Origin of the sequence: Hutsoniella sourekii ATCC 700629 (genome assembly GCF_000518205.1) — a bacterium.
Classification (GTDB): Bacteria; Bacillota; Bacilli; order Lactobacillales; family Aerococcaceae; genus Hutsoniella; species Hutsoniella sourekii.
Genome location: NZ_JADD01000012.1, coordinates 1 through 21,712 on the forward strand (window position 1 = coordinate 1; position 21,712 = coordinate 21,712).

Sequence of the window (21,712 nt, forward strand, 5' to 3'; positions counted from 1 at the left end):
TATGTTTAGGACGACGTCCTTTAAGAGATTTATGTTCAGTGGCGTTATCTTGAGCCAGTTGGGCATCATAACTAGCTGATTGAACACGTTTAAGTTCACGATAAATTGTTGAGCGGTGTCGCCCAATGGCTTGAGCAATTTGACTAGCTGTATAGCCCTCATGATAAAGTACTTCTATTTTTGAACGGTCTTCTATGGTAAGATGTTTGTAGCTCATAACAGGTCCTCCGTGTGTGTTTTTGTGGTTACTAACATTTTACACGAACCTGTTATGGGTTTTCTTGTTTGTCGCAATTAATTTTACAATCTATCATATAGAGAAATTGATATTAACAAAAGCAATCAAATATCCCCTCAGCAGTAGATTTGGGACCATTGACTTTACTTTCCCTTACGCCTAAGGCGTTTTAGGTAGAGTAAAGTCAGTTAAGCCGGTAGAGCGTGAGCGCTCTGGAGGCGGTCCACTACAGTTGAGGGGATTTTTGATTATTGAAACTTTTTATCGATCTATTTTAACTTGTCTGATAAGCTCAGTATTGTCTTTGTCTATTTGACCTAAGCTTAAGCTCGAAGGTCTTCCAGGGCCTCTAAGACAATCTGAGCCACCTCATCGGCATGGTCGGGATTATTGACGACGTCATAGCGATCAATATCGATCTTAACTACTTGAGAGGCATGGTAATGGTTGTTAACCCAATCATCATAACCTTCCCAAAGCTTTTGGTAGTAGGAAATTAATTCATCTCCCTGCTCAAAATCCCGCCCCCGCAAACCAATGCGGTGAAGAATGGTATCAAAGGATCCGGATAGATAAACCATCAAATCTGGGGCCTTCTTAGGTAATTCCTCTAATTCTTCCATCATATTGTTGAGTAATTCTTCATAGATCTTGAATTCTAATTCTGAGATCCGACCAAGTTCGTGGTTGACCTGACAGAAATACCAGTCTTCGTAGATGGACCGGTCTAACACATTATTTTGATCCACCAAGGCTTGTTTGATGGAACGAAAGCGGGTACTTAAGAAGGTTAATTGTAACAAGAAGGGATAACGCTTAGCTTGTTCAGTCTCCTCGTCTGCTTCATAGAAGAGGGGTAACAAGTGATTATCCTCCACTTGTTCAAAGAAAACTTGGCTATTTAGCCGTTCACCCAATAGTTTTGCAACGGAGGTCTTACCAGCTCCGATCATTCCACCAACTACAATCACGCTCATTCTTCAACTCCTTTTTATCAATTCAAACTCTTATTACTCTATCATAACTGGCCCCACTTTTTGAATTTTTCGCCTTAAAAATAAAAAAGTCGCAGACTAAAATCGTTTACATGGCCAAAAGCCCTTTACTAAGCCCTATCTTTGCTAGTATAATTTGGTTATAGTAAACAAGAAGAGAGGGAATCATTATGTCAACTAAACAAGGAAAGAAAGTCATTCTTATTGGAGATGGCTCTGTCGGTTCAAGCTTCGCTTTTTCAGCAATCACGCAAGGGGTTGCGCGTGAGTTTGGAATTATCGATATCAACAAGGAGCGCGTGCTAGGAGATGTGCTTGACCTACAAGACGTACTGGCTTACGGATCTCCTGTACACGTCTTTGCAGCAGACTATAAGGACTGCCACGATGCAGATGTTGTGGTGGTGACAGCTGGTCTGCCTCAAAGAGACGGTGAAACTCGTCTAGACTTGGTCGATAAGAACTTGGCTATCTTCAAGGATATGATCGGTCAAGTGGTTGAATCCGGCTTCGACGGTGTCTTCCTAGTGGCTTCTAACCCTGTGGACGTATTGACTTATGCGACTTGGAAGTTCTCTGGATTCCCAGCTAACCGCGTTATTGGTTCAGGTACAGCTCTTGATACAGCTCGTCTTCGCTATGAATTAAGTAGCTTATTGGATGTTGATCCCCGAGCAGTCCATGCTTATATTATGGGAGAACACGGTGACAGCGAGTTTGCGGTTTGGTCTAAGGCAACAATCGGTGGCTTAAATATCTATGATTGGGTAGGCCAACATTCTTCTGTAGACCGTGAGCAATTGGAAGAGCATTTTGTCTTTGTTCGTGACAAGGCTTATGATATCATCAGCCGTAAGGGAGCTACTTTCTACGGTATTGCTGTTGCCTTGACTCGTATTCTTAAGGCGATTCTTAACAACGAGAATGCAGTACTACCTGTTTCTGCTTACTTAAATGGTGAGTATGATCTTAAGGATGTCTATATTGGTGTTCCAGCTATCGTTGGTAGCCAAGGAATCCGCAACGTTGTAGAATTCGAACTCAACGAACGCGAACAAAAAGAACTCCATTCTTCAGCTACAACCTTGAAAGAAACTATCGACAATGCCTTTGCTAAGCTAGACTAATCATCCACTTAGCAAAATAAGAGCCTCTCCTCAGTTTAGATCAATTTAGAAATACTGGAAGAGAGCGAATAGACAATTAAAGCCTAGGTAAAAAATTATCAGTAGATAATTTTTTACCTAGGCTTTTTACAATGGCGTTCAAGATTGAAGCTAGCGAGTTTACTGCTGGCTTCTTACTTGTGTCAAGTAGTCTTCAATTCGGCGGACTGCTTCTTTGATTTCTTCTAGACTTGAGGCATAGGAGAAGCGCACATGTCCTTCACCACCTGCACCAAAACCAATGCCAGGAATAATTCCCACGCGGGCTTGATTAGCTAACTCACGGGCAAAGGCCATACTGTCTTGATTCATATCCTCTGGAATCCCTGCAAAGATATAGAAAGCCCCAGTGGGTTTAATGATTTTGAAGCCGAGGCGAGTCAGATGATCAAATAAGTAGTCCCGTCTTTCTTGGTAGGCTTGGACCATCTCAAGGTGGTCTTCCTTGCCATTCTTGAGAGCTTCTAAGGCAGCCATTTGAGAGACATTATTAGTCGTTGTCACCAACTGCTGGTGAACCTTAGCGATCTCTTGGATGAGAGCTTGACGGGCAAAAATTAGGCCAATCCGCCAACCGGTCATAGCGTGAGACTTGGAGACGCCGTTAATAACGAGAGTCTGCTTAGGTAAGTACTTAGCAATCGAATGATGGTCTCCTTCATAGACAATCTCACTATAGACTTCGTCGCTAATAACGAAGATCGGCTTATCCTTCAAGACTGAAGCTAAGGCTTCTGCTTCAGCTTGGCTCCAGTTAATACCCGTTGGATTAGTAGGGTAGTTCAAAATAATGGCTTTGACTTGGTCGCCATGTTCATCTAAGGCCTCTTCTACCATCTGAGGGCTCAAGACAAAGTTATTGGCGGAGGTATCGATTTGAACCGCTTGTCCCCCGATCAGGGTTACCATGGATTGATACAAGCCAAAGAAGGGCGCTGGAATAAGGACCTTGTCTCCTGGGTTGATAACGGTTTGTAAGCTTGCAAATAAGGCTTCAGTGGCGCCAACAGTGACAATAACCTCACTATCGCCTTGATAGTCCAGGCCATATTTTTCTTTTACGAATTCACTAGCCACTTGTCTGAGTTCGAGTTTCCCAGGGGTGGGGGCATAGTGAGAATCATCCGCTTGGATGGTCTGGATCCCGGCTTGTTTGATATGGTCTGGTGTATTAAAGTCCGGTTCTCCCAAGGTTAATTTAATGAGACCGGGAATCGAAGAAATCTCTTGGTCAAACAGACGAATGGGAGATTCTGTGATCTTAGTAACATTATGGTTGATTTGAGCGAGTAATTGGTCCATACGGGGCCTCCTTTAATTTTTTACTATCATACCACAATCAACCTGTAAATCTAAGTTTTTTATTAAAATCGCCTAAATTGATTATTAGAAGTCTAACTCTTACAGAAGTATTTTTCACACTGGATTTTTTGTGCTATACTAGTTGAGTATTTGAATATAAAAGGAGCAATTAATTATGATTTCTGCAGTAGATTTAAGATCAGGTATGACCTTTGTCCAAGATGGCCGTCTAATGAAGGTATTAGAAGCTAGCCACCACAAACCAGGTAAGGGAAATACCGTTATGCGGATGAAGATCCGTGATGTGCGTACGGGTTCAATCACTGATACGACCTTTAGACCAGACGAAAAGTTTGAACGAGCCTTTATTGAAACTAAGGATGTTCAATACCTATACCAAATGGGTGAAAGTGCGGTCTTCATGGACCTAGAAACCTTCGAGCAATACGAATTACCAGTTGACAGTGTGGAAGAAGAATTGAAGTTTATCAAAGAAAATGAAAACGCAAAAATTCAATTCTACGGTCAAGAAGTGATCGGTGTAGAAGTGCCAGGGACCGTTACCCTTAAAGTTGTTGAAACTCAACCTTCAATTAAGGGTGCCACAGTAACAGGTTCAGGTAAGCCAGCTACCATGGAAACAGGCCTAGTCGTCAATGTTCCTGACTTTATTGAGACAGGTGAATTGTTAGAAATCTCAACAGCAGATGGTGGCAACTACCAACGCCGTGCACAAAAATAAGTTTAAAAATTTCGCATTCAATCCGATTTTACCGGTGGTTGAATGCGAATTTTTTTATTTTTTCAGTTTAGTCGTTAGGGCTTGGATTTGCTTGTCTTGGTATTGATCAAAAAATTCGTAGTCTGGAAATTGCTCTTGTAGCCAGTTGAGCCAATCTTTGCGGGCCTTTGGTTCTCCTAATAAATAAATGAGACCATCTCCTTCTTGCAGTCCTTCTAGGAAGGCTTGCTTGTCTTTAGAGCTAAATGAATCTCTTAGGGCAGGATAGACCTTGTTGGCCCGGGTGACTTGGTCGACTATTCCCGTGATTTTCCATGACTGATCGCTTAGGATGAGCGCAGGCTGCCCCTGGTGGACTTGGCTAACGGCCGTTAAGGCCTGACGTTCCGTATACAAATAATCTACGGGCTTATGAGTGAATCCCAAGATGAGGAGGCCAGTTACCAGAACCATGGTCAGCAGCTGGCTCAACTGTTCCTCGAATAAGATCATTAAGGCCCAGAACAGGGTCAAGCCTACTAATAGAATAATTAGAGGGTAGATCGGATAAATATAGCGGGCGGTTTGGTAATTAGAGAGAAGCTGAACGATAAAAAGATAAGCTACAATCAGGACAAAGAGGTCGAATAGCTGATTCAACTTCTGCTGCTTATACGGCGAGCGACACCCAATCACTAATAAGCTAGAGCCCATGACTAGAATCAACACCCACCAAGCGAGGCCTCCTAATAGATCTGCTTGAATAAAATCCAAGAAGGCGCCTAAGTGGTGCCCCCAAGTGGCTGTCTCCAAGAAGTGCCAAGCTTCCTGTCCCCGGTTGCTGGCTAGTAATTGACGCAGACTAGCAGGAAAGATCAAGATAGCCAGCCCTAGTCCCCCAAGACCTGTCCAAGCTATTTGCAGACAAGATCTTAAGGAACGCTTGAGCGCCTTCAAACAAAAGATTCCATACATAATCCCAGCAAAAATCCAATAATAGTAATGGGTCAAACAGCCGGCCAGGACAATTAGTAATAGAGCCAACTGCCGTTTGACTTGTTGGGGTTGCTCATAGAGGCGGATCATGAGCCACCAAGAAGCAAGGACCCACAGACCGAACAGACTATACATGCGGATGAAATGAGCAGCACTCAATCCGCCAACCGACAAGCCCCAGGCCAGCATGAGGGCCAGACCTTGGATTGGAGTCAGACCGTAGTATTTGGCCAGCCGGTAGAGCAAGTAACTTGTTGCCAAGTGTGCCAGATAATTGACCGACAAGCCCAACCATGGACTCCAAGAGCCGGGGAAAAATGACGAGATAGTATGAAGTATCCAATAGTAGAGTGGTGGATGCACGTCCTGGGTCTGATTCCAGTAGACTGCATTATAATTAAAACGATGGTCCAAGCTGGTGGTTAAATAGTCTAAATAATCCTGGCCCCTTAACCACACATTGGTCGCGTTTGGGAAGGGCTTAAAGTAGCTATTAGCTAAGCCGTAAGAGTAGATTTCATCCATGTGAAATCCAAACTTATGGCGCCCCACAAGAATCATCAGGCCCAAGATTATAAAAAGGCCCAGAGCTAGTAGTGGATGTTTGAATCTTTCTTTGGCTCTCATCTTATTCCTCCTCGCTGAATGCTCCTTATTATAAATAAAGCCAAGGGCAAAACCTAGGAAGAAAGTTTGAAATTTATCTAGGCTTTCAAACCTAAATTTAAAAAACGCTACGCCTTCTAAGCATTCAAGCTTTTAAGAAGGTGTAGCGTTTTTGTTAATTAAAGTCAGTATATTTATAAGATTGAACCTTCGAGAATCAATGCGGAGTTTGGGTTACTTTTCCTGAGATTAGATGGTCCGAACGATTATTGGCACGCCGGAGTTATCGCTAAATTCTAATTGGCCATTGACTTTTTGATAGTCGACTTGATGGGCTTGGAGTTGTTCTTCAATCCAGGCTAAATCGCTGGCGCTTCCTTGCCAGATACAAGCACGCAGACCTTGGGTATCTGCTTTGGCTTTAGGGATTCCCTTGCCCTTCCATAAGTTAACGCCTAATTGGTGGTGTGATAGGCCGGTGGCCATGAAGGCTGCCTGCCCGTTCATAATATACTTAAGGCCTAGTCCCATGATCTGGTGGTAGAATTGGAAGGTTTCTTCCAAGTTACCAACATGAAGGTGGACATGTCCCAGGATGGTCTCTGGGGATAGGCCCTTGAACTGGCCTGTTCCACTGGCTAAGACTCCTTCAGCATCCATAGGTTCAACGATACCGGCAATTAGTCCGTTATCAAGGATGTTCCACTCTGAACGATCTTTATCAGCATAGATTTCGATACCATTTCCTTCTGGGTCCTTTAGATACAGGGCTTCAGAGTAACCATGATCACTAGCACCATCTAGTGGGACAGAATGGTCCAATAAGTGCTTGAAGATATCACCTAATTCTGAGCGGTTGGGTAGTAACAGAGCTAAGTGATAGAGGCCTGCCCGTGGACTGGAATCCGTATGGTCGGTGGGATAGATCTCAATGAGGGCGGGCCCTCCTGGGGTACCTAAGGCATAGTAATCGCCATCTTCAGTTATTAGGCTAAGCCCGATCGCTTCTTGATAGAATTGAGCCAGCTTGGCAGGATTGAGCGCATTGAGTTGAATGGTTGCGTTGGTAATATTGGTTTGACTTTGGGTAATAGCTTGGATTGTATCTGTCATAATGACCTCCTAAATAATGGGTATTACTTTTCATTCAAATGATGGTTTTAATGTATCATAATGATCTCTTGCTTGTCTACAGATATTACTTAGCTAGCAAATATTTCGACATCGCTACCCTCACTCAGGTATAATAAGAAGTAAGCCAATACTTAGGAGGTAGTCATATGATATTATGGGTAATAATTGGACTCGTTATTTTAATTGGACTAGCTTGGATTGCTAGTTACAACGACTTGATCAAGAAGCGTAATTGGGTAGAAGAAGCATTCAGCCAAATCGACGTTCAATTACAGCAGCGTAACGATCTGATCCCTAACCTAGTCAATACAGTGAAAGGTTACGTCGAGCATGAAAGTTCAACCCTTGAAGCGGTCACTCAAGCTCGCCAACAGCTCATCCAAGTAGCGAGCCAAGGGGATGTTGAACGAATCAATGAATTGTCTAACCAATTAACAGGTGCGCTCTCACGCTTGTTGGCAGTCGCCGAACAATATCCTGATCTTAAGGCTAATACTAACTTTATCAAGTTACAAGACACCTTGGAATCCATCGAAAAGCAAATCGCCGTAGCCCGTCAGCTCTATAATTCTAGTGCAACGGAATACAATATAGCGATCCAGTCGGTGCCTAAGAATATTGTGGCTAATATTCATCACTTTGACCGCAAGGCATTATTAGAAGCACCTGAAGAAGCTCGCCAAGTTCCTGAAGTCCAATTTTAATGACTAGATAAGCTTTAGCCTTTCTCGATGGATCTTGAGAGAAAGGCTTTTCTTATTTAGCTAAAAGGGGTAAAATAGACGAGGTAACAGCTATTAACTAGAAAGGAGGATACCAGTGAGTCAACTCAACTTATATATTCATTATGATTCTGTCACCAACCATATGATGACTCGGGGGATTGATTTGCGGGTGGAAGACTTCCCGCCATCCTATTTTCCGAAGAATTTAATCTTAGCGGAAGCCCCCAAGGACTTTGGACGCTTCGATCCTCAGACCAACTTCAAGATTTTACGAGGTTCTGAAGAAGTGCGTGACTACATGATGACAACTGATAAGCAGAAGGTGCGCATGTCCAATTGGATTGATTTTGAAAGTATCGAATCGATGCATCTTTTGACCCCGAATGAGATCTCGGAATTATTGTATTTATTCCATGCCAACCGTAGTATGAAGTCAGCCTTCTTCTACAAATTACAAAATAACTATGTCTATTTAACCCTGCCAAACGGATTAAATAAAATGTTCTACAGGCACGTTCAACATTTCTTGCCACGTTTCCAACGGGGATTAACCCAGACAATGGAGCAATTGATTCGCGAGAATAATCGCATCTGGTTTGCTAGACGCAAAATAGTTGTCCCACTCTTAGATGGGGAGATAGCAGAGAAGATGGTCGATTTCTTTGCCGACGGTCTAAAAGTAAACTTCAAGCAATACCACCAAGAAGGGAGTCGCTGGTTTATCCCTCTGGATATCATCGAAGATGAATTGACACTTTTGTCTAGAGATCAATTGCCACAAGATCATATCGGTTACTTGATCTATGATAGCGATAATGGGACATGGCAGGCAGAATTAACCAGCTTAGGGAACGGAGGACACGAATGAAGATAGTATTATTATATGGCGGCCAGAGTGCAGAACATGAGATTTCAATTATTTCAGCGTTTAATGTAGCAAGAGGGATCAGCTATGACTTGCACCAAGTTCAGCCTATTTACATCACCAAGGATGGCCAATGGCTACAAGGCCCTCTCTTAACTCAGCCTTTGACGGACAGCAATCAATTGGCCTTAAGCCAAGAGGAAGTGGAAGCAGATCCAACTGAAGCAGCCCCACTTAAGGGTCAATTAATATCTCCAGCTAGTCTGGTGGCTGAAGGAACCGACAACTTGGTGGTCTTTCCCGTTCTCCATGGTCCTAATGGTGAAGATGGGACAATTCAAGGATTTCTTGAAGTTCTGGACCTTCCATATGTAGGAGCAGGGGTCACCGCTAGTGCAACCGGTATGGATAAGATTATTTCCAAGCAATTATTTGACCAGGCCGGCTTACCTCAAGTCCCTTATTTTGCTTTTACCAGTCGGGATTGGTCGGATGATCAAGAGAAGTTGATTCAACAAATTGAAGGTTCCCTACTCTATCCGCTGTTCGTGAAGCCAGCTAACATGGGGTCTAGCGTGGGCATTAGTCGTGTGGATTCCTCCGAGGAATTAGTCGCGGCTGTTGACTTGGCCTTAAGATATGATCGCCGCATTGTGGTAGAACAAGGAATTTCTGCCCAAGAATGTGAAGTGGCTGTGCTGGGTAATGAGGATATTCACGTTTCTTATGTTGGTAAGCTTGTTAAGTCTTCGGACTTTTATGATTACGAAGAAAAATACGTCAACAATGACGTGCAAATGGAAATCCCAGCTGAGTTAGACCCAGCCGTAGCAGATAAGATTCAAGAATATGCGATTAAGGCTTACCGGGCCATCGATGGCTGTGGCTTGTCTCGGGCTGACTTCTTTGTCACAAATAACAATGACATTTATATCAATGAGATCAACACGATGCCAGGCTTTACCCCTTATTCCATGTACCCCGTCTTGTGGGAGCGGACCGGGATCAGCCAGAAAGACTTAATTGAAGAGTTGATTCAATTAGCGCTCAGACGTCATGAACGTAAGCAAGCATTGAAAGTAGAAGGGTAGGAGGATTCAGATGCAAGCCATGAAATTACGGGATATTCTAGCGAATATTGATCATAGCGAGTGTCTAGCTTCCAATTTAGATCTGGAGATACAGGGTGTTGAGTTTGATTCCCGAAAAGTTAAAGCGGGCGACTTATTTGTTCCCTTAACCGGTGGAGCGAGTGATGGCCATAGCTATATCCAAGCGGCCATTGACCAAGGAGCGGTAGCTTGCTTCTGGTCGGCTTCTGCAGACCAAGCGCCCAGTGACCAATTGGCCGTGATTGTGGTCGAAGATACCTTGAAAGCCATGCAAGAATTGGCCCATTATTACCGTCAAGTCTTGGATCCCATTGTCATTGGCATCACCGGAAGCAATGGCAAGACTACGACTAAGGACATGACTGCCCAAGTACTGATTGCTAAATACCATGTCCATAAGACTCAGGGCAATTATAATAACGAGATTGGTCTGCCTTATACCCTCTTACAGATGCCAGCTGATACTGAAGTGGTGGTGTGTGAGATGGGGATGAGTGGCTTTGGTGAGATTCAAGCCTTGAGCCAGCTGGCTGAACCAGATATTGTAGCCATTACCCTGATTGGTGAAAGCCACCTAGAACACCTAGGTTCTCGGGCCGGTATTGCCCAGGCTAAGTTGGAGATCTTGCAGGGTCTTAAATCTGGGGGGGTCTTTTTCTACCCGGGGGCAGAGCCTTTGATCCAATCCTGCTGGCCGTCACTAGATGAGCCAGTTAAGGCCTATAGCTTTGGAGCTTCCTCTGATTATGATATCTACTCTTATGATATCATTGAAGAACCGAAGCAGACCATCTTCCAGACCAATTTGGACCCGAATATTCGCTGTGTGATTCCAGTGATTGGTGCCTATAACGTCAATAATGCTTTAATTGCTCTAGGAATAGCTAGAGAGTTAGAGGTCCCTATTGAACAGGCTATCTTCCAACTATCCCAATTCAAATTAACAGCCAACCGCTTGGAATGGCTGACCACTCAAGCCGGTACCTTGTTATTGAATGATGCCTATAATGCCAGTCCCACTTCTATGCGGGCGGTTCTAGCTAGCTTGTCTAACATTGATTTAGATAACAAGGGTAAACGCTACGCTATTCTAGGAGACATTCGTGAACTTGGACCAGATAGTGCCCAGTTGCACCGGGAATTAAGTGACGCTATTGATCCTCAAGCTATTGATGGTGTGTATCTTTTTGGGCCGGAGATGAAGCACTTATATGAAGCGCTCTTAGATAAGTATCCGGCGTCCGACTTATTCTATGAAGCTAGCGACCATCAAGTCTTAATCAACCGCCTGAAGGCAGATCTTCAGCCGGACGATATGGCTTTGGTGAAGTCTAGTTTTGGGGTGGACTTGTTGCAGGTAGTAACGGCTTTAACGGGTCACCCAACTAAATAACTTGTTTTTACCGCATGATTGTTTGCCTGATTATGATGGACAAGCCTTGTGCGGTTTATTTATTTGCCTTATGCTAGTAGAAGCATAGGCCATTTTGAAGGAGATTATAGATTGAAATTTAACGAATTACATATAGATACAAATTTACTAAAAGCCCTTGACGATATGGGCTTTGAAGAGCCAACGGCCATTCAAGAAGAAGCCATTCCAGTTGCCTTAGAAGGTAGAGACCTGATTGGTCAGGCTCAAACAGGAACCGGCAAGACAGCAGCTTTTGGCTTGCCGATGTTGGATAAGATTGATCCAACTAGCGACAAAATTCAAGGATTGGTGATTGCCCCCACCCGGGAGCTAGCGATTCAGGTTCAAGACGAACTTTATCGTCTCAGCAAGTACAAGCGGGCCAAGGCCTTTGTTGTCTATGGTGGGTCCCCGATCAATAAGCAAATTCAACGCATTCAACGCGTTAAACCACAAATTATTGTCGGGACACCGGGTCGTATCTTGGACTTGATTCAACGCAATATCCTAGGCCTTGGACGTCTAGAGACCCTTGTCTTGGATGAAGCGGATGAGATGCTGAATATGGGCTTTATTGAAGATATCCGAGCTATTATTAGTCAAACACCGACCAGTCGCCAGACCTTACTCTTCTCGGCAACGATGCCTAAAGAAATTGAACGCTTGGCCAATGAATTCTTAAAGAACCCGGCCCATGTCAAAATCAAGGCCCAGACCATGACGGCGGACTTGATTGAACAATTTGTGATTGAATGTCGCGATGATGAGAAATTCGATGTACTGACGCGTTTACTAGACGTACAAAATCCTAAGCAAGCCATTGTCTTCTGTCGAACCAAGAAGCGGGTAGATGAAGTGGGCCGTGGACTTAGCCTGCGTGGCTTTGATGCGGAATTAATCCATGGTGACATTGTTCAGCAAAAGCGTACCAAGGTTATTAACGACTTCCGTCAAGGGAGAGTCGAGTTACTTGTAGCAACCGACGTGGCGGCGCGTGGATTGGATATTTCTGGTGTCTCCCACGTCTATAACTACGATATCCCTCAAGATCCAGAGTCTTATGTACACCGGATTGGGCGGACCGGCCGGGCAGGTCAAGACGGACAGTCTATTACTTTTGTCGTTCCTAATGAACGTGCCTACTTGAAGACGATTGAGGATCTAACACGAATTGCAATGACGCCGATGGAGATCCCAACGGTTCAAGAAGCCCAACAGGGACAAGTGCAACAATTGATTGATGAGATGAATGACTTATTGTCCCAAGACAGTGTCGCTAACTATCGTCATACAGCAAAATTATTGCTCAACCATTATGAGCCTAATGATCTAGTATCAGCCTTATTGGCTCATAGTCTGGATGATAGCCGTAACGCTGATGTGTCAATCTCACCTCAACGACCACTCCCTCAAGCCCGCCAAAGCAAGCGGGAGTCATCTAACAACCGACGCCATAACCGAGGTCGTGGTGGCCAAAGAAACCGGCGAGGTCAAGGCCAAGGCAGACGCCATCGTAGCCAGTCCAATAAGAGCGGCCGTTCTTCTAATAATGACTCATCCAAGCAGAAGTCGCATCGCTCGAATCGCCGCAACAATCAGTCCAACAAACGGACCAATAATCAATTCACTATCAAACGTAAATAGGATCTATCGCTAAAGATCAAGCCAGAAGGAGGTTACTTGTGCAAGTAGGAACGGATATTGTAGAAATCAAGCGCATTGAAGCGGCTTGGCAAGCGCAAGCCAAATTTGCCCGTCGCATTCTTGCCCCAGAGGAATTAGCCCTCTTTGAAAGTTATGCCTATCCAAGGCAAGTTACCTTCCTTGCTGGTCGCTTTAGTGCCAAGGAAGCTTACGGTAAGGCCCTTAAGACGGGGATTGGGACTCAGATTCGATTCAGTGACGTCTGCATCCTCCCTGACTCCTCAGGTGCTCCTTATATCCACCGAGCACCGATCAGTCAAGCGGCCGCCCTATCGATTAGTCACTCTAGAGATTACGCGACAGCTACCGTCTTCATTAACCTATCAACTGAAGAGATTCAAGCTCACTTAACCCATTGGAAAGAGAGGAACAAACATGATTAGACCGAGTGAACATCGGCCCACTCAAGCCATTATTAATTTAGAAGCCATGCGCCATAATATCGACTGGATGCGCCAAAAAATGAATGACCAACAAAAGTTATTTGCAACGGTGAAAGCTAACGCCTATGGTCATGGAGCAGTTCCCATTGCCAAAGCAGCCATATCAGCTGGCTGTGAAGGTCTAGCCGTTGCAACAGTGGATGAAGCCATTGAGCTTCGTCAAAGCGGCCTCTCCCAAATTCCAATTTTGGTTCTAGGTTTGACGGATCCTCAGGGAATCGCAGAAATATTGCATTATAATATTACGATTACTGTTTCAGGCTTAGACTTTTTTGAAGCGGCCTACCAACAATTAGCCGATACCAAGCAAACCCGTCTGTTGGATCTGTATAAACTTAACTTCCACCTAGCCTTAGATACCGGGATGGGACGAATCGGCTTGAGAGAAGTAGCCGAAGTGGAAGCTTTCGCCGCAGGTATTCAAGCTTATCCTTGGGCCCATTGGCAAGGGGTCTTCACTCACTTTGCAACGGCTGGCGGGGGGCCGGCAGACTATATTGAAGCCCAGTGGCAACGTTGGCTAGACCTAATGGAAGCTGTACCAGCAACCGTTGATTATCGCCACTATGCTAACTCGGCCATGGGCCTCTGGCATCCGAAGTTACCCGCTAGTGATATTGTTCGCATGGGAATCTCAATGTATGGCCTAGATCCTAAGGATCAACTACCTAGCCCAGCTTGGGGACCGGATTATGCTGTCAATGAAGCCGATGATTTGCAGCCGATTCTAGAATTGATTACCGAGATCGTCCACGTCAAGAAAGTTCCTGCAGGAGCTTGTATTTCCTATGGTGCGACTTACCAAGCAAGAGAGGATGAGTGGATTGCCACCTTGCCAATTGGTTACGGCGACGGGTGGTTGCGCCACTATAAGAACTTACCAATTCTTGTTGACGGACATGAGTGTCCGGTAGTTGGGGTGATCAACATGGATCAGTTAATGATTCGTCTACCTAAACACTATCCAGTAGGCACTATCGCCACCCTTATTGGACCAGATGGCAGCTTCAACAATCACGCTTCCTACTTAGCCCAGCAAGTTGATACCATCGCTTATGAGATAGTGACCAACTTAAGTCCACGTATTGCTAGAGTTTATCTCAATGAAGATTAGAAAGGAGTCTCAATATGATTACCATTCATAAGTACGAAACAGCTAGCATGGGAGAAAATACCTATGCCTTAGTGAATGACCAAGGAGAAGCCTTGATTGTCGATCCAGGTGACCTGGGGGTTGTAGATTGGATCGGCAGTCTTGATATTCAACCTCAAGCCATTATTTTGACTCATGCTCACAGTGACCATATTGAAGGCTTAGATGCGGTTCGAGATGCCTATGACATCCCGGCTTATATCCATCCCATTGAAGAGAAGTTTGTCGAAGATCCGCGCTTGAACTTATCGGCCTATATGCCTGGAACACCTGTAGCTAATCGGCCGATTGACCATACTTGGGAAGCGATGGGGCCAATCAGCCTGGCTGGCTTCAACTTCCGTATGGCCCATGTCCCGGGTCATAGTCCCGGATCAGTGGTCTATATCTTTGATGATGAGGACTTTGCTATCGTCGGTGATACGGTCTTTCAAGGGAGTATCGGGCGGACGGACTTTCCGGGTGGTAGCTATGATCAGTTGATGAATGGCATCCAGCAGGAAATTATGACCCTGCCTGACCACTATACTCTCTATCCTGGTCACGGCCCAGCCACCACTGTCCAAGTTGAAAAAACACAAAACCCATTTATCCTAGGACTCATCCGATAAATTAATTTAATGACCAGTAAAGAACCCGGCTCTGGGGAGCCGGGTTTGTTTTTGAAGTTTTATCGATCGTTTTAATTCATTTTACGTTCTCTAATTGGCAGAATCTTATCCAAACGGATAGCTATGGACTACATACTTCTTGGCCTCCAAGCGGTTAACCAGGGCTTCAACATCATAGGAAGCCAAGTCACGTGGTAAGAAGAAGGCTAACATTCTTGGTGTCCCATAGTCCGTCTCCTCCAAGGTCATGAAGCCTTGAGGTTGGGCAAACTTGCTAATCAAGCGGTATAATCGGAAAAACTCAAACAACTTACCTTGAACATTGACGGTTACAACGGTCCCTAGATTAGGGATGTCCCAAGCCTTACCTAGATAGTCCTGCAAGGTTGAGTGATAAATAATCCCACTAAAAGCCCGGTCACGATTCAAGACCGCAATATAAGGAAGATCGCGAATCATGAACATTAGATCCAAGATAGAGTCTTCCTCATTAATCGTCTTAGAAGCATTCTTTAAGAGGTGGGTCACTGAGACCTGACTCAAATCAGCGTCCGGGTTGTGATAGCTATACTTATAAATATGATAACGATAGATATTGCCCCGATAGAGGACTCCCCGAGTGTCAAGGACGGGAGCGTTTCGGATCTTGTTGTCTTCCATGATCATCAAGGCCTCGAGGCAAGACAATGTCTCTGGTAGGCTAATGATTTTATCTTTGGGAGTAATTAAATTTCTAAGCATAGTTAGTCTCGCTCCTTCAATTCTCGTCTAAACCTTCATAATTCTAGCAAATAAGTTTAAGATTGGCAAGCGTTTTCTCATGATGCTTTAATTTATAGCGAGAATTTAGCTGATCTTTTACTTTTCAATCTGGTTAGAATTTGTTACAATGATTCTACCATGCAATTGAATAGGGGAGTAACTAGAGGTTAACCTCGTCAGTATCAACTTGGTAGTAAGACTAGCCCTTATTACTGGTACTTGACTTAAATAGTGAGACTTGTGCTGCTAGACTTTCTAGGGCACGAGTCTTTTTTTAAAATTCAGGATTGCAAGGAGTTTCTTGTTGTGTTAATAATATTCATTTTGTTTTAATATAAAGGAGAGAAAAATTAATGGATTCCTCGGGTTCCCTGTGGACACAAGTTATTATTATTTTAATATTGACAGCGATCAATGCTTTCTTTGCTTCAGCTGAAATTGCCTTTGTCTCGGTTAATCAATCAAAGATGAAGCAATGGGCTGAAGATGGAGATAAGCGTGCTCAGCGTGTATTAGATTTGCTGGAAGATTCGGATGATTTTCTAGCAACCATTCAAGTTGCTATCACTTTAGCTGGATTTCTTTCCAGTGCGTCGGCAGCGACTAGTTTTGCGGGTGTGATTTCTGAATGGTTACCTAATTTTCCAGGTGCTGAGACAGCTGCTCTTGTGATAGTGACCTTAATTTTATCTTATATTACCTTAGTATTAGGGGAACTGTTTCCTAAGCAAGTTGCCTTACAGATGCCTGAGAAGGTTGCTATGGCAACCAGTGGCGTGATTCATGCGGTTCAAGTTGTTTTCAAGCCTTTTATCGTTCTCTTATCCGCTTCAACGGGACTCTTGCAGAAGATTACCCCGATTGAATTCACGGCTGGTGAAGAGAAGTTTACGCGTGACGAGATGAAGGCGATCTTGACTCAAGGTCGGGCCCAAGGATCCATTGACCTAGAAGAGTTCTCGATGTTACAAGGTGTTTTATCCTTGGATCATAAGATGGCCCGCGAAGTGATGGTTCCACGTACAGATACGGAAATGATCGATATTGAAGATTCTTATGAAGAGAATATCGAAGAGATTTTATCGAGTCCTTTTTCTCGGATTCCAATCTATCAAGAGGATAAGGACAATGTTATTGCAGTCTTGCATGTCAAGAATCTCTTGCGTCAATCCAAGCACCAAGGCTATGATAACTTAGACCTCTTAGGCTTATCAAGCGAGCCCCTCTTTGTTCCATCAACGGTTTATATCGATGACTTATTGGTCGAGTTTCGTCGCAAGCAGACCCATATGGCTATTTTGCGGGATGAATATGGTGGAGTTGAAGGGATTGTTACCTTGGAAGATGTCCTGGAAGAAATTGTCGGAGAGATTGAAGACGAATCAGATGTCAATCCATCCGCTGAAATCCAAAAGATTAGTGATGACTTCTATAGTGTGAATGGTTTAACCACCATTGAGAAATTCAATAACTATTTTGATAAAGATCTGGAGTCACGTGAAGTTGAGACCATGGCGGGTCTGATTATCCACCACCTTGGCTATGTGCCAGAAGATAACGAGCGGGTCAGCTCTAGGTGTGAAGATCTTGTCTTAACCACTTCAGTGGTTGAGAATGGTCGTATTCGGGATATCGAAGTTGTGGTGGACCCGGACGAGACGATTGAGACCCATTATGACCTCTGCTTGGATATGGAATCAGCCAACCTTACAGAAGAATTCGAAGCCCTCGAAGAGCTAGAAGAAGACGATGACTAAGACTTTTAGTATGAGTTGATAGAGACACCTTGGTAAATGTCCATGAACATTCACCAAGGTGTTTTCGCGATTTGAGAACGTTTACTTATCAGGATTGGTGAATTCGACTAGCCAAGCCTAGCAATATTTGTTAATTTAGTAAAGAATACGATAGGAAAGGGTGACGGCATGTTAAATGAAATGATGCATCGGCCAATTGTCAATGACCAAGTCTTGAAATTTATCCGTGAAGGGCAGCAGGCTTTTGATGGAGGGGTTGGTGAGATTGAAGCCTACGCGAATGAGCGGGGAATTCCAGTCGTCCCTCACGAGACGGCCAAGTTTATCGACTTCTTTACAGCGGTTCATCAACCCAAGCAAATCTTGGAGATTGGCACAGCCATCGGCTTTTCTGCCAGTTTAATGGCCCAGCATTTGCCAGCAGATGGCCATTTAACCACCATTGACCGTTATCCGGAGATGTATGAACGCGCCAAGTCCAACTTCCAAAAATACGGCTATGCTGATAAGATTACCATGCTTGAAGGAGATGCTAAAGACATCTTACCCGGCTTAGAAGGGCCCTATGACTTAATTTTTATGGATAGTGCCAAGGCTAAGTATATTGAATTTCTACCGGAGTGTATGAGGCTCTTGTCAACTGGAGGCGTCTTAATGATTGATGATGTCTTCCAGGCTGGGACGGTCTTTGACCCTGAGAGTGAAATTCCCAAACGCGTCCGCAAGATTCACCGTAAGTTGAATGAACTCCTAGACCATGTCACCCAGGATCCGGTCAACCGGTCTTCCTTCCTACCAATTGGTGACGGTCTGCTCTTAATCAGAAAGGAAGCAAGAGATGACTCAAATTAAGCTTATAGCCATTGACTTAGACGGGACCTTACTAACAGACGATAAGCAAATCCCTCAAGAGAATCTTCAAGCCATCCAAGAAGTCGTGGATGCGGGTATCCAAGTTGTTGTCTGCACCGGGCGAACTCGCCAAGGAGCGGAACGCTTCTACACGCAATTGCCGACCTCTGAGGATGAATACCTCATTGTTCAAAATGGCTCCTTGACCTACCAGTTACCGGACCTTCAACTGATGAATGCTTATAGCGTCGACCCAGCAGTTGCCCAGTCAGCCTATCAGGCCTTGGCCAAGTATCAAGGACAAGTTCAATTGGTAGCCTTTGACCAAGATCACTTCTACTTAATCGGCTCACAAGAACCTAGCCAATTGACCCTGGCTGATTCACAGACGCTGCAGATGCCTATTCACTACCTAAGTGAAGAAGAATTTCTTGAATCTGACCGCTTGAATAAGTACATGTTTATCGGGGAGTCCCAGTGGATTGATGACCTGGAAGCAAATCTTCCGGTAGACTTGAAGACCTCGGCAGATCCTGTTAGAAGTCAGCCCTTCTTGTTAGAAATCCTACCTCAATCGGTTAACAAGGCAACCGCCCTCAAGGCCTTAGCTCAGCACTTAGGCTTAGGCCCTGACCAGGTGATGGCTATTGGTGACCAGTTGAATGATTTAGAGATGCTCAAGTGGGTCGATCATTCAGTTGCGATGGGATCTGGTGTTGCCACCGTTAAGGAGGCTTGCCGCCATATTACTTTAAGCAATCAAGAAGCCGGTGTAGCTTATGCACTAAGAAATTTTGTTCAATAATTTATTTCGATAAAATATAAATAGTTGAGCAAAATTTATAGAAAATTCATAAGTTGATGCTAAAATATATATTTGAATGAGGGGTTATTCATATTTCAAAAGAGGTGAAGAAATGAAAAAAACATTAACAGCTGCTGCCATTACTGTTATTGTACTGGCCGTTGGCTATAGCGCTGGGATTGGCTATTATGCCGATAAATTCCAAGCCAATACGCGCTTTGCAAATGTCGACGTATCCAATTTAAACTTAAAGGAAGCTGAAGCCAAGGTTGCTGATGAGATCAACAAGCAAACCATCCGGATTACGGAGAACGGACAGGAAGTGGGCGTATTAAATATTGCCGACTTGAATCCACAGATTCATGCCGAAGAGACGCTTCAAGCCACTTATAACTCACAAAATCCGAACGCTTGGGCGGCTCACTACTTTACATCTGAGAACTTTGATGCTGATCTGATGGAGAATGTGACCGTTGACAATGAAGTCCTATCAAGTAAATTGCAAGAAATGGGATTAACCAATGAAGATCGGACACCTGCCCAAGATGCTGCGATCAATTACAGTGAATCCCAAGGCTACTTTGTTGAAGAAGCTTCTGAAGGAAATCAGCTAGACACTGAAAAGGTCAAGCAAGCAATCATGGAAGGCATTCAATCAGGCAATGACACGGTTGAAATCAACGAGAATTACATTAAGCCTAGCCTAACCGCTGACTCTGAGCCTATTCAAGAGACCATGAAGCAAATTGACGAATTGAAGAACTTGAACATTACGCTTAAGATTGATGGTAAGGACGTTACTATTCCTCATGAAGAAATTGAAAAATGGATTCAATTCGACGGTAACAATCAGATTGTTTATGACCGTGAAGCTATGGATGCTTATGTAGGCGACTTGAACAAGGAATACTCTTCCTTCTATAAGACCCGTCAATTCCCTTCTACCTTACAAGGGACTGTATCCGTTCAACCAGGTACGCTTGGTTGGTCCATTGACCGTGATTCAGAAGTTGACCAATTGGTCAAAGACTTGAACGGCCGTCAGGACGTTACCCGTGAACCGAATATTGTCGGTACAGGTTACAGCTCAAATGGCGATGATATTGGAGATACTTATGTAGAAATCGATATTGCCAACCAACAAATGTTCTACTATGAGAATGGGGAACAAATGCTAGCGACAGCAATTGTTAGTGGTTGGGCAAACTCAACCGATACCATTCCAGGAGCTTATGCTATTTGGAACAAGGAGCTGAATGCAACCCTAGTAGGTGTCAACCAACAAATGGGTCACGCCTACCGTCAGCCTGTTTCTTACTGGCTACCATTTGATGATACCGGTCAAGGTATCCACGATGCCAACTGGCAAGCCAACTTTGGGGGCGATGTCTATACTTACGCGGGATCCCAAGGATGTATCAATACCCCACCAAGTGTTATGGCTCAATTATTCGATATGGTTGAAGTTGGAACACCAGTTATTATTTTCTAGAAAAAATTAAGATCAGGAAGCTCCGCTTCTTGATCTTTTTTTGATAAATGGGGGAGGTCTCCCAATCTGATCCTAAGTTTGTTATAATTAAGGAGATAGAAAAATACAGAGACCATTTATTGGTAACTAACTTGATAAGAAGGAGTTGTGGAATATGAAGAAGATACTTGTAGTAGATGATGAAAAGCCAATCTCGGATATCATTGCCTTTAACTTAGACAAGGAAGGCTATGAAGTTGTTAAGGCTTATGATGGCGAAGAAGCGCTCGAACAATTTGAAAGCGAAAAACCAGACCTTGTGATTCTGGACTTAATGTTACCTAAAAAAGACGGCCTTGAAGTGTGTCGGGAAATCCGCAAGGATAGTGCGGTTCCTATTATCATGCTAACAGCTAAGGATTCAGAAATCGACAAGGTTCTAGGCTTGGAACTAGGGGCTGATGATTATGTCACCAAACCCTTCTCTAACCGCGAATTGATTGCTCGCGTTAAGGCCAACTTGCGCCGTAATGCACTGCAAGTTGACGAGCAAGAAGAGGAAGGCAGTTCTGATATCGTGATCGGCGACTTGGTAGTTCACCAAGATGCCTATATCGCTTCTAAACGTGGGGAAGAGATTGAACTCACCCACCGCGAATTTGAACTACTCCACTACCTCGCTCAGCATATCGGTCAAGTAATGAACCGGGAACACTTATTGGAAGTGGTCTGGGGTTATGATTACTTTGGCGATGTGCGGACGGTGGATGTAACCATCCGTCGCTTGCGTGAGAAGATTGAAGACCAACCGAGTCACCCGAATTATATTATTACCAGACGTGGGGTCGGTTACTTCTTAAGAAACCCAGAACAGGAGTAA

The 21,712-nt window shown here is 44.2% G+C and carries 21 protein-coding genes; 15 read left to right on the forward strand and 6 right to left on the reverse strand.

The window, feature by feature from the left end; all coding sequences use genetic code 11:
- Together T408_RS0103110 and T408_RS0103115 are read right to left on the reverse strand one after the other, a co-directional pair.
- Nucleotides 1-217 (reverse strand): helix-turn-helix domain-containing protein (locus tag T408_RS0103110; protein ID WP_028118651.1); only part of this gene is annotated, 217 nt, incomplete at its 3' end.
- A gap of 344 nt (nt 218-561) precedes the next feature.
- A complete protein-coding gene (locus T408_RS0103115) occupies nt 562-1,215 on the reverse strand; it encodes a deoxynucleoside kinase (protein WP_028118652.1) in 654 nt (217 codons plus the stop codon).
- Between the two features lie 188 nt (nt 1,216-1,403).
- On the opposite strand from T408_RS0103115, the gene T408_RS0103120 reads away from it, so the two are divergent.
- Entirely contained in the window at nt 1,404-2,360 is a 957-nt protein-coding gene (locus T408_RS0103120; protein ID WP_035419966.1) for an L-lactate dehydrogenase, read from the forward strand.
- A 159-nt stretch (nt 2,361-2,519) separates the two neighbouring features.
- On the opposite strand, the gene T408_RS0103125 is transcribed toward T408_RS0103120, so the two are convergent.
- Nucleotides 2,520-3,701, reverse strand: coding sequence for an aminotransferase class I/II-fold pyridoxal phosphate-dependent enzyme (locus tag T408_RS0103125; protein ID WP_028118654.1), 1,182 nt, complete (start codon nt 3,699-3,701; stop codon nt 2,520-2,522).
- Between the two features lie 175 nt (nt 3,702-3,876).
- On the opposite strand from T408_RS0103125, the gene efp reads away from it, so the two are divergent.
- On the forward strand, nt 3,877-4,443 hold the full coding sequence (gene efp / locus T408_RS0103130) for an elongation factor P (RefSeq protein WP_028118655.1): 567 nt from the start codon (nt 3,877-3,879) through the stop codon (nt 4,441-4,443).
- Nucleotides 4,444-4,497: 54 nt separating this feature from the next.
- Here the strand turns inward: efp and T408_RS0103135 are convergent, their stop codons facing one another.
- Together T408_RS0103135 and T408_RS0103140 are read right to left on the reverse strand one after the other, a co-directional pair.
- Nucleotides 4,498-6,045 carry a hypothetical protein gene (locus T408_RS0103135; RefSeq protein WP_028118656.1) on the reverse strand — a complete coding sequence of 516 codons (1,548 nt, stop codon included), beginning with the start codon at nt 6,043-6,045 and terminating at the stop codon, nt 4,498-4,500.
- A gap of 228 nt (nt 6,046-6,273) precedes the next feature.
- Complete coding sequence (locus tag T408_RS0103140) at nt 6,274-7,137, reverse strand: VOC family protein (protein ID WP_028118657.1); 864 nt, start codon at nt 7,135-7,137, stop codon at nt 6,274-6,276.
- 167 nt (nt 7,138-7,304) lie between these two features.
- Between T408_RS0103140 and T408_RS0103145 the strand changes: the two genes are divergently transcribed.
- From T408_RS0103145 to T408_RS0103180, 8 genes are all read left to right on the forward strand, one after another.
- The gene (locus tag T408_RS0103145) at nt 7,305-7,862 is read left to right on the forward strand and encodes a LemA family protein (protein WP_028118658.1); all 558 of its coding nucleotides are present in this window, start codon (nt 7,305-7,307) and stop codon (nt 7,860-7,862) included.
- A gap of 115 nt (nt 7,863-7,977) precedes the next feature.
- The gene (locus T408_RS0103150) at nt 7,978-8,751 is read left to right on the forward strand and encodes a hypothetical protein (RefSeq protein ID WP_028118659.1); all 774 of its coding nucleotides are present in this window, start codon (nt 7,978-7,980) and stop codon (nt 8,749-8,751) included.
- Nucleotides 8,748-9,839, forward strand: a complete 1,092-nt coding sequence (locus tag T408_RS0103155; RefSeq protein ID WP_028118660.1) for a D-alanine--D-alanine ligase — start codon at nt 8,748-8,750, stop codon at nt 9,837-9,839. Before T408_RS0103150 ends, T408_RS0103155 begins: the two co-directional genes overlap by 4 nt.
- A 10-nt stretch (nt 9,840-9,849) precedes the next feature.
- Nucleotides 9,850-11,253, forward strand: a complete 1,404-nt coding sequence (locus T408_RS0103160) for a UDP-N-acetylmuramoyl-tripeptide--D-alanyl-D-alanine ligase (RefSeq protein WP_028118661.1) — start codon at nt 9,850-9,852, stop codon at nt 11,251-11,253.
- Between the two features lie 111 nt (nt 11,254-11,364).
- Nucleotides 11,365-12,918 carry a DEAD/DEAH box helicase gene (locus T408_RS0103165; protein WP_028118662.1) on the forward strand — a complete coding sequence of 518 codons (1,554 nt, stop codon included), beginning with the start codon at nt 11,365-11,367 and terminating at the stop codon, nt 12,916-12,918.
- 38 nt (nt 12,919-12,956) lie between these two features.
- Entirely contained in the window at nt 12,957-13,361 is a 405-nt protein-coding gene (gene acpS, locus T408_RS10710) for a holo-ACP synthase (protein ID WP_035419968.1), read from the forward strand.
- Nucleotides 13,354-14,535, forward strand: coding sequence for an alanine racemase (alr, locus tag T408_RS0103175; RefSeq protein ID WP_035419970.1), 1,182 nt, complete (start codon nt 13,354-13,356; stop codon nt 14,533-14,535). The genes acpS and alr overlap by 8 nt, the downstream gene beginning before the upstream one ends.
- Nucleotides 14,536-14,549: 14 nt before the next feature.
- Nucleotides 14,550-15,185, forward strand: a complete 636-nt coding sequence (locus T408_RS0103180) for an MBL fold metallo-hydrolase (RefSeq protein WP_051444764.1) — start codon at nt 14,550-14,552, stop codon at nt 15,183-15,185.
- A 105-nt stretch (nt 15,186-15,290) separates the two neighbouring features.
- On the opposite strand, the gene cbpA is transcribed toward T408_RS0103180, so the two are convergent.
- Nucleotides 15,291-15,926, reverse strand: a complete 636-nt coding sequence (cbpA, locus tag T408_RS0103185) for a cyclic di-AMP binding protein CbpA (RefSeq protein WP_028118665.1) — start codon at nt 15,924-15,926, stop codon at nt 15,291-15,293.
- 374 nt (nt 15,927-16,300) lie between these two features.
- Here cbpA and T408_RS0103190 point away from each other — a divergent pair, with 374 nt between their 5' ends.
- The 5 genes from T408_RS0103190 (at nt 16,301) to yycF (ending at nt 21,712) form a co-directional block, all read left to right on the forward strand.
- Nucleotides 16,301-17,704 (forward strand): hemolysin family protein, encoded by a 1,404-nt coding sequence (locus T408_RS0103190; protein WP_028118666.1) that lies wholly within the window; start codon nt 16,301-16,303, stop codon nt 17,702-17,704.
- Between the two features lie 168 nt (nt 17,705-17,872).
- On the forward strand, nt 17,873-18,556 hold the full coding sequence (locus tag T408_RS0103195; protein WP_028118667.1) for an O-methyltransferase: 684 nt from the start codon (nt 17,873-17,875) through the stop codon (nt 18,554-18,556).
- Nucleotides 18,543-19,361, forward strand: coding sequence for a Cof-type HAD-IIB family hydrolase (locus tag T408_RS0103200; protein WP_028118668.1), 819 nt, complete (start codon nt 18,543-18,545; stop codon nt 19,359-19,361). Before T408_RS0103195 ends, T408_RS0103200 begins: the two co-directional genes overlap by 14 nt.
- 112 nt (nt 19,362-19,473) lie before the next feature.
- A complete protein-coding gene (locus tag T408_RS0103205; RefSeq protein WP_028118669.1) occupies nt 19,474-20,853 on the forward strand; it encodes a L,D-transpeptidase family protein in 1,380 nt (459 codons plus the stop codon).
- A gap of 154 nt (nt 20,854-21,007) precedes the next feature.
- Entirely contained in the window at nt 21,008-21,712 is a 705-nt protein-coding gene (gene yycF, locus T408_RS0103210) for a response regulator YycF (protein ID WP_028118670.1), read from the forward strand.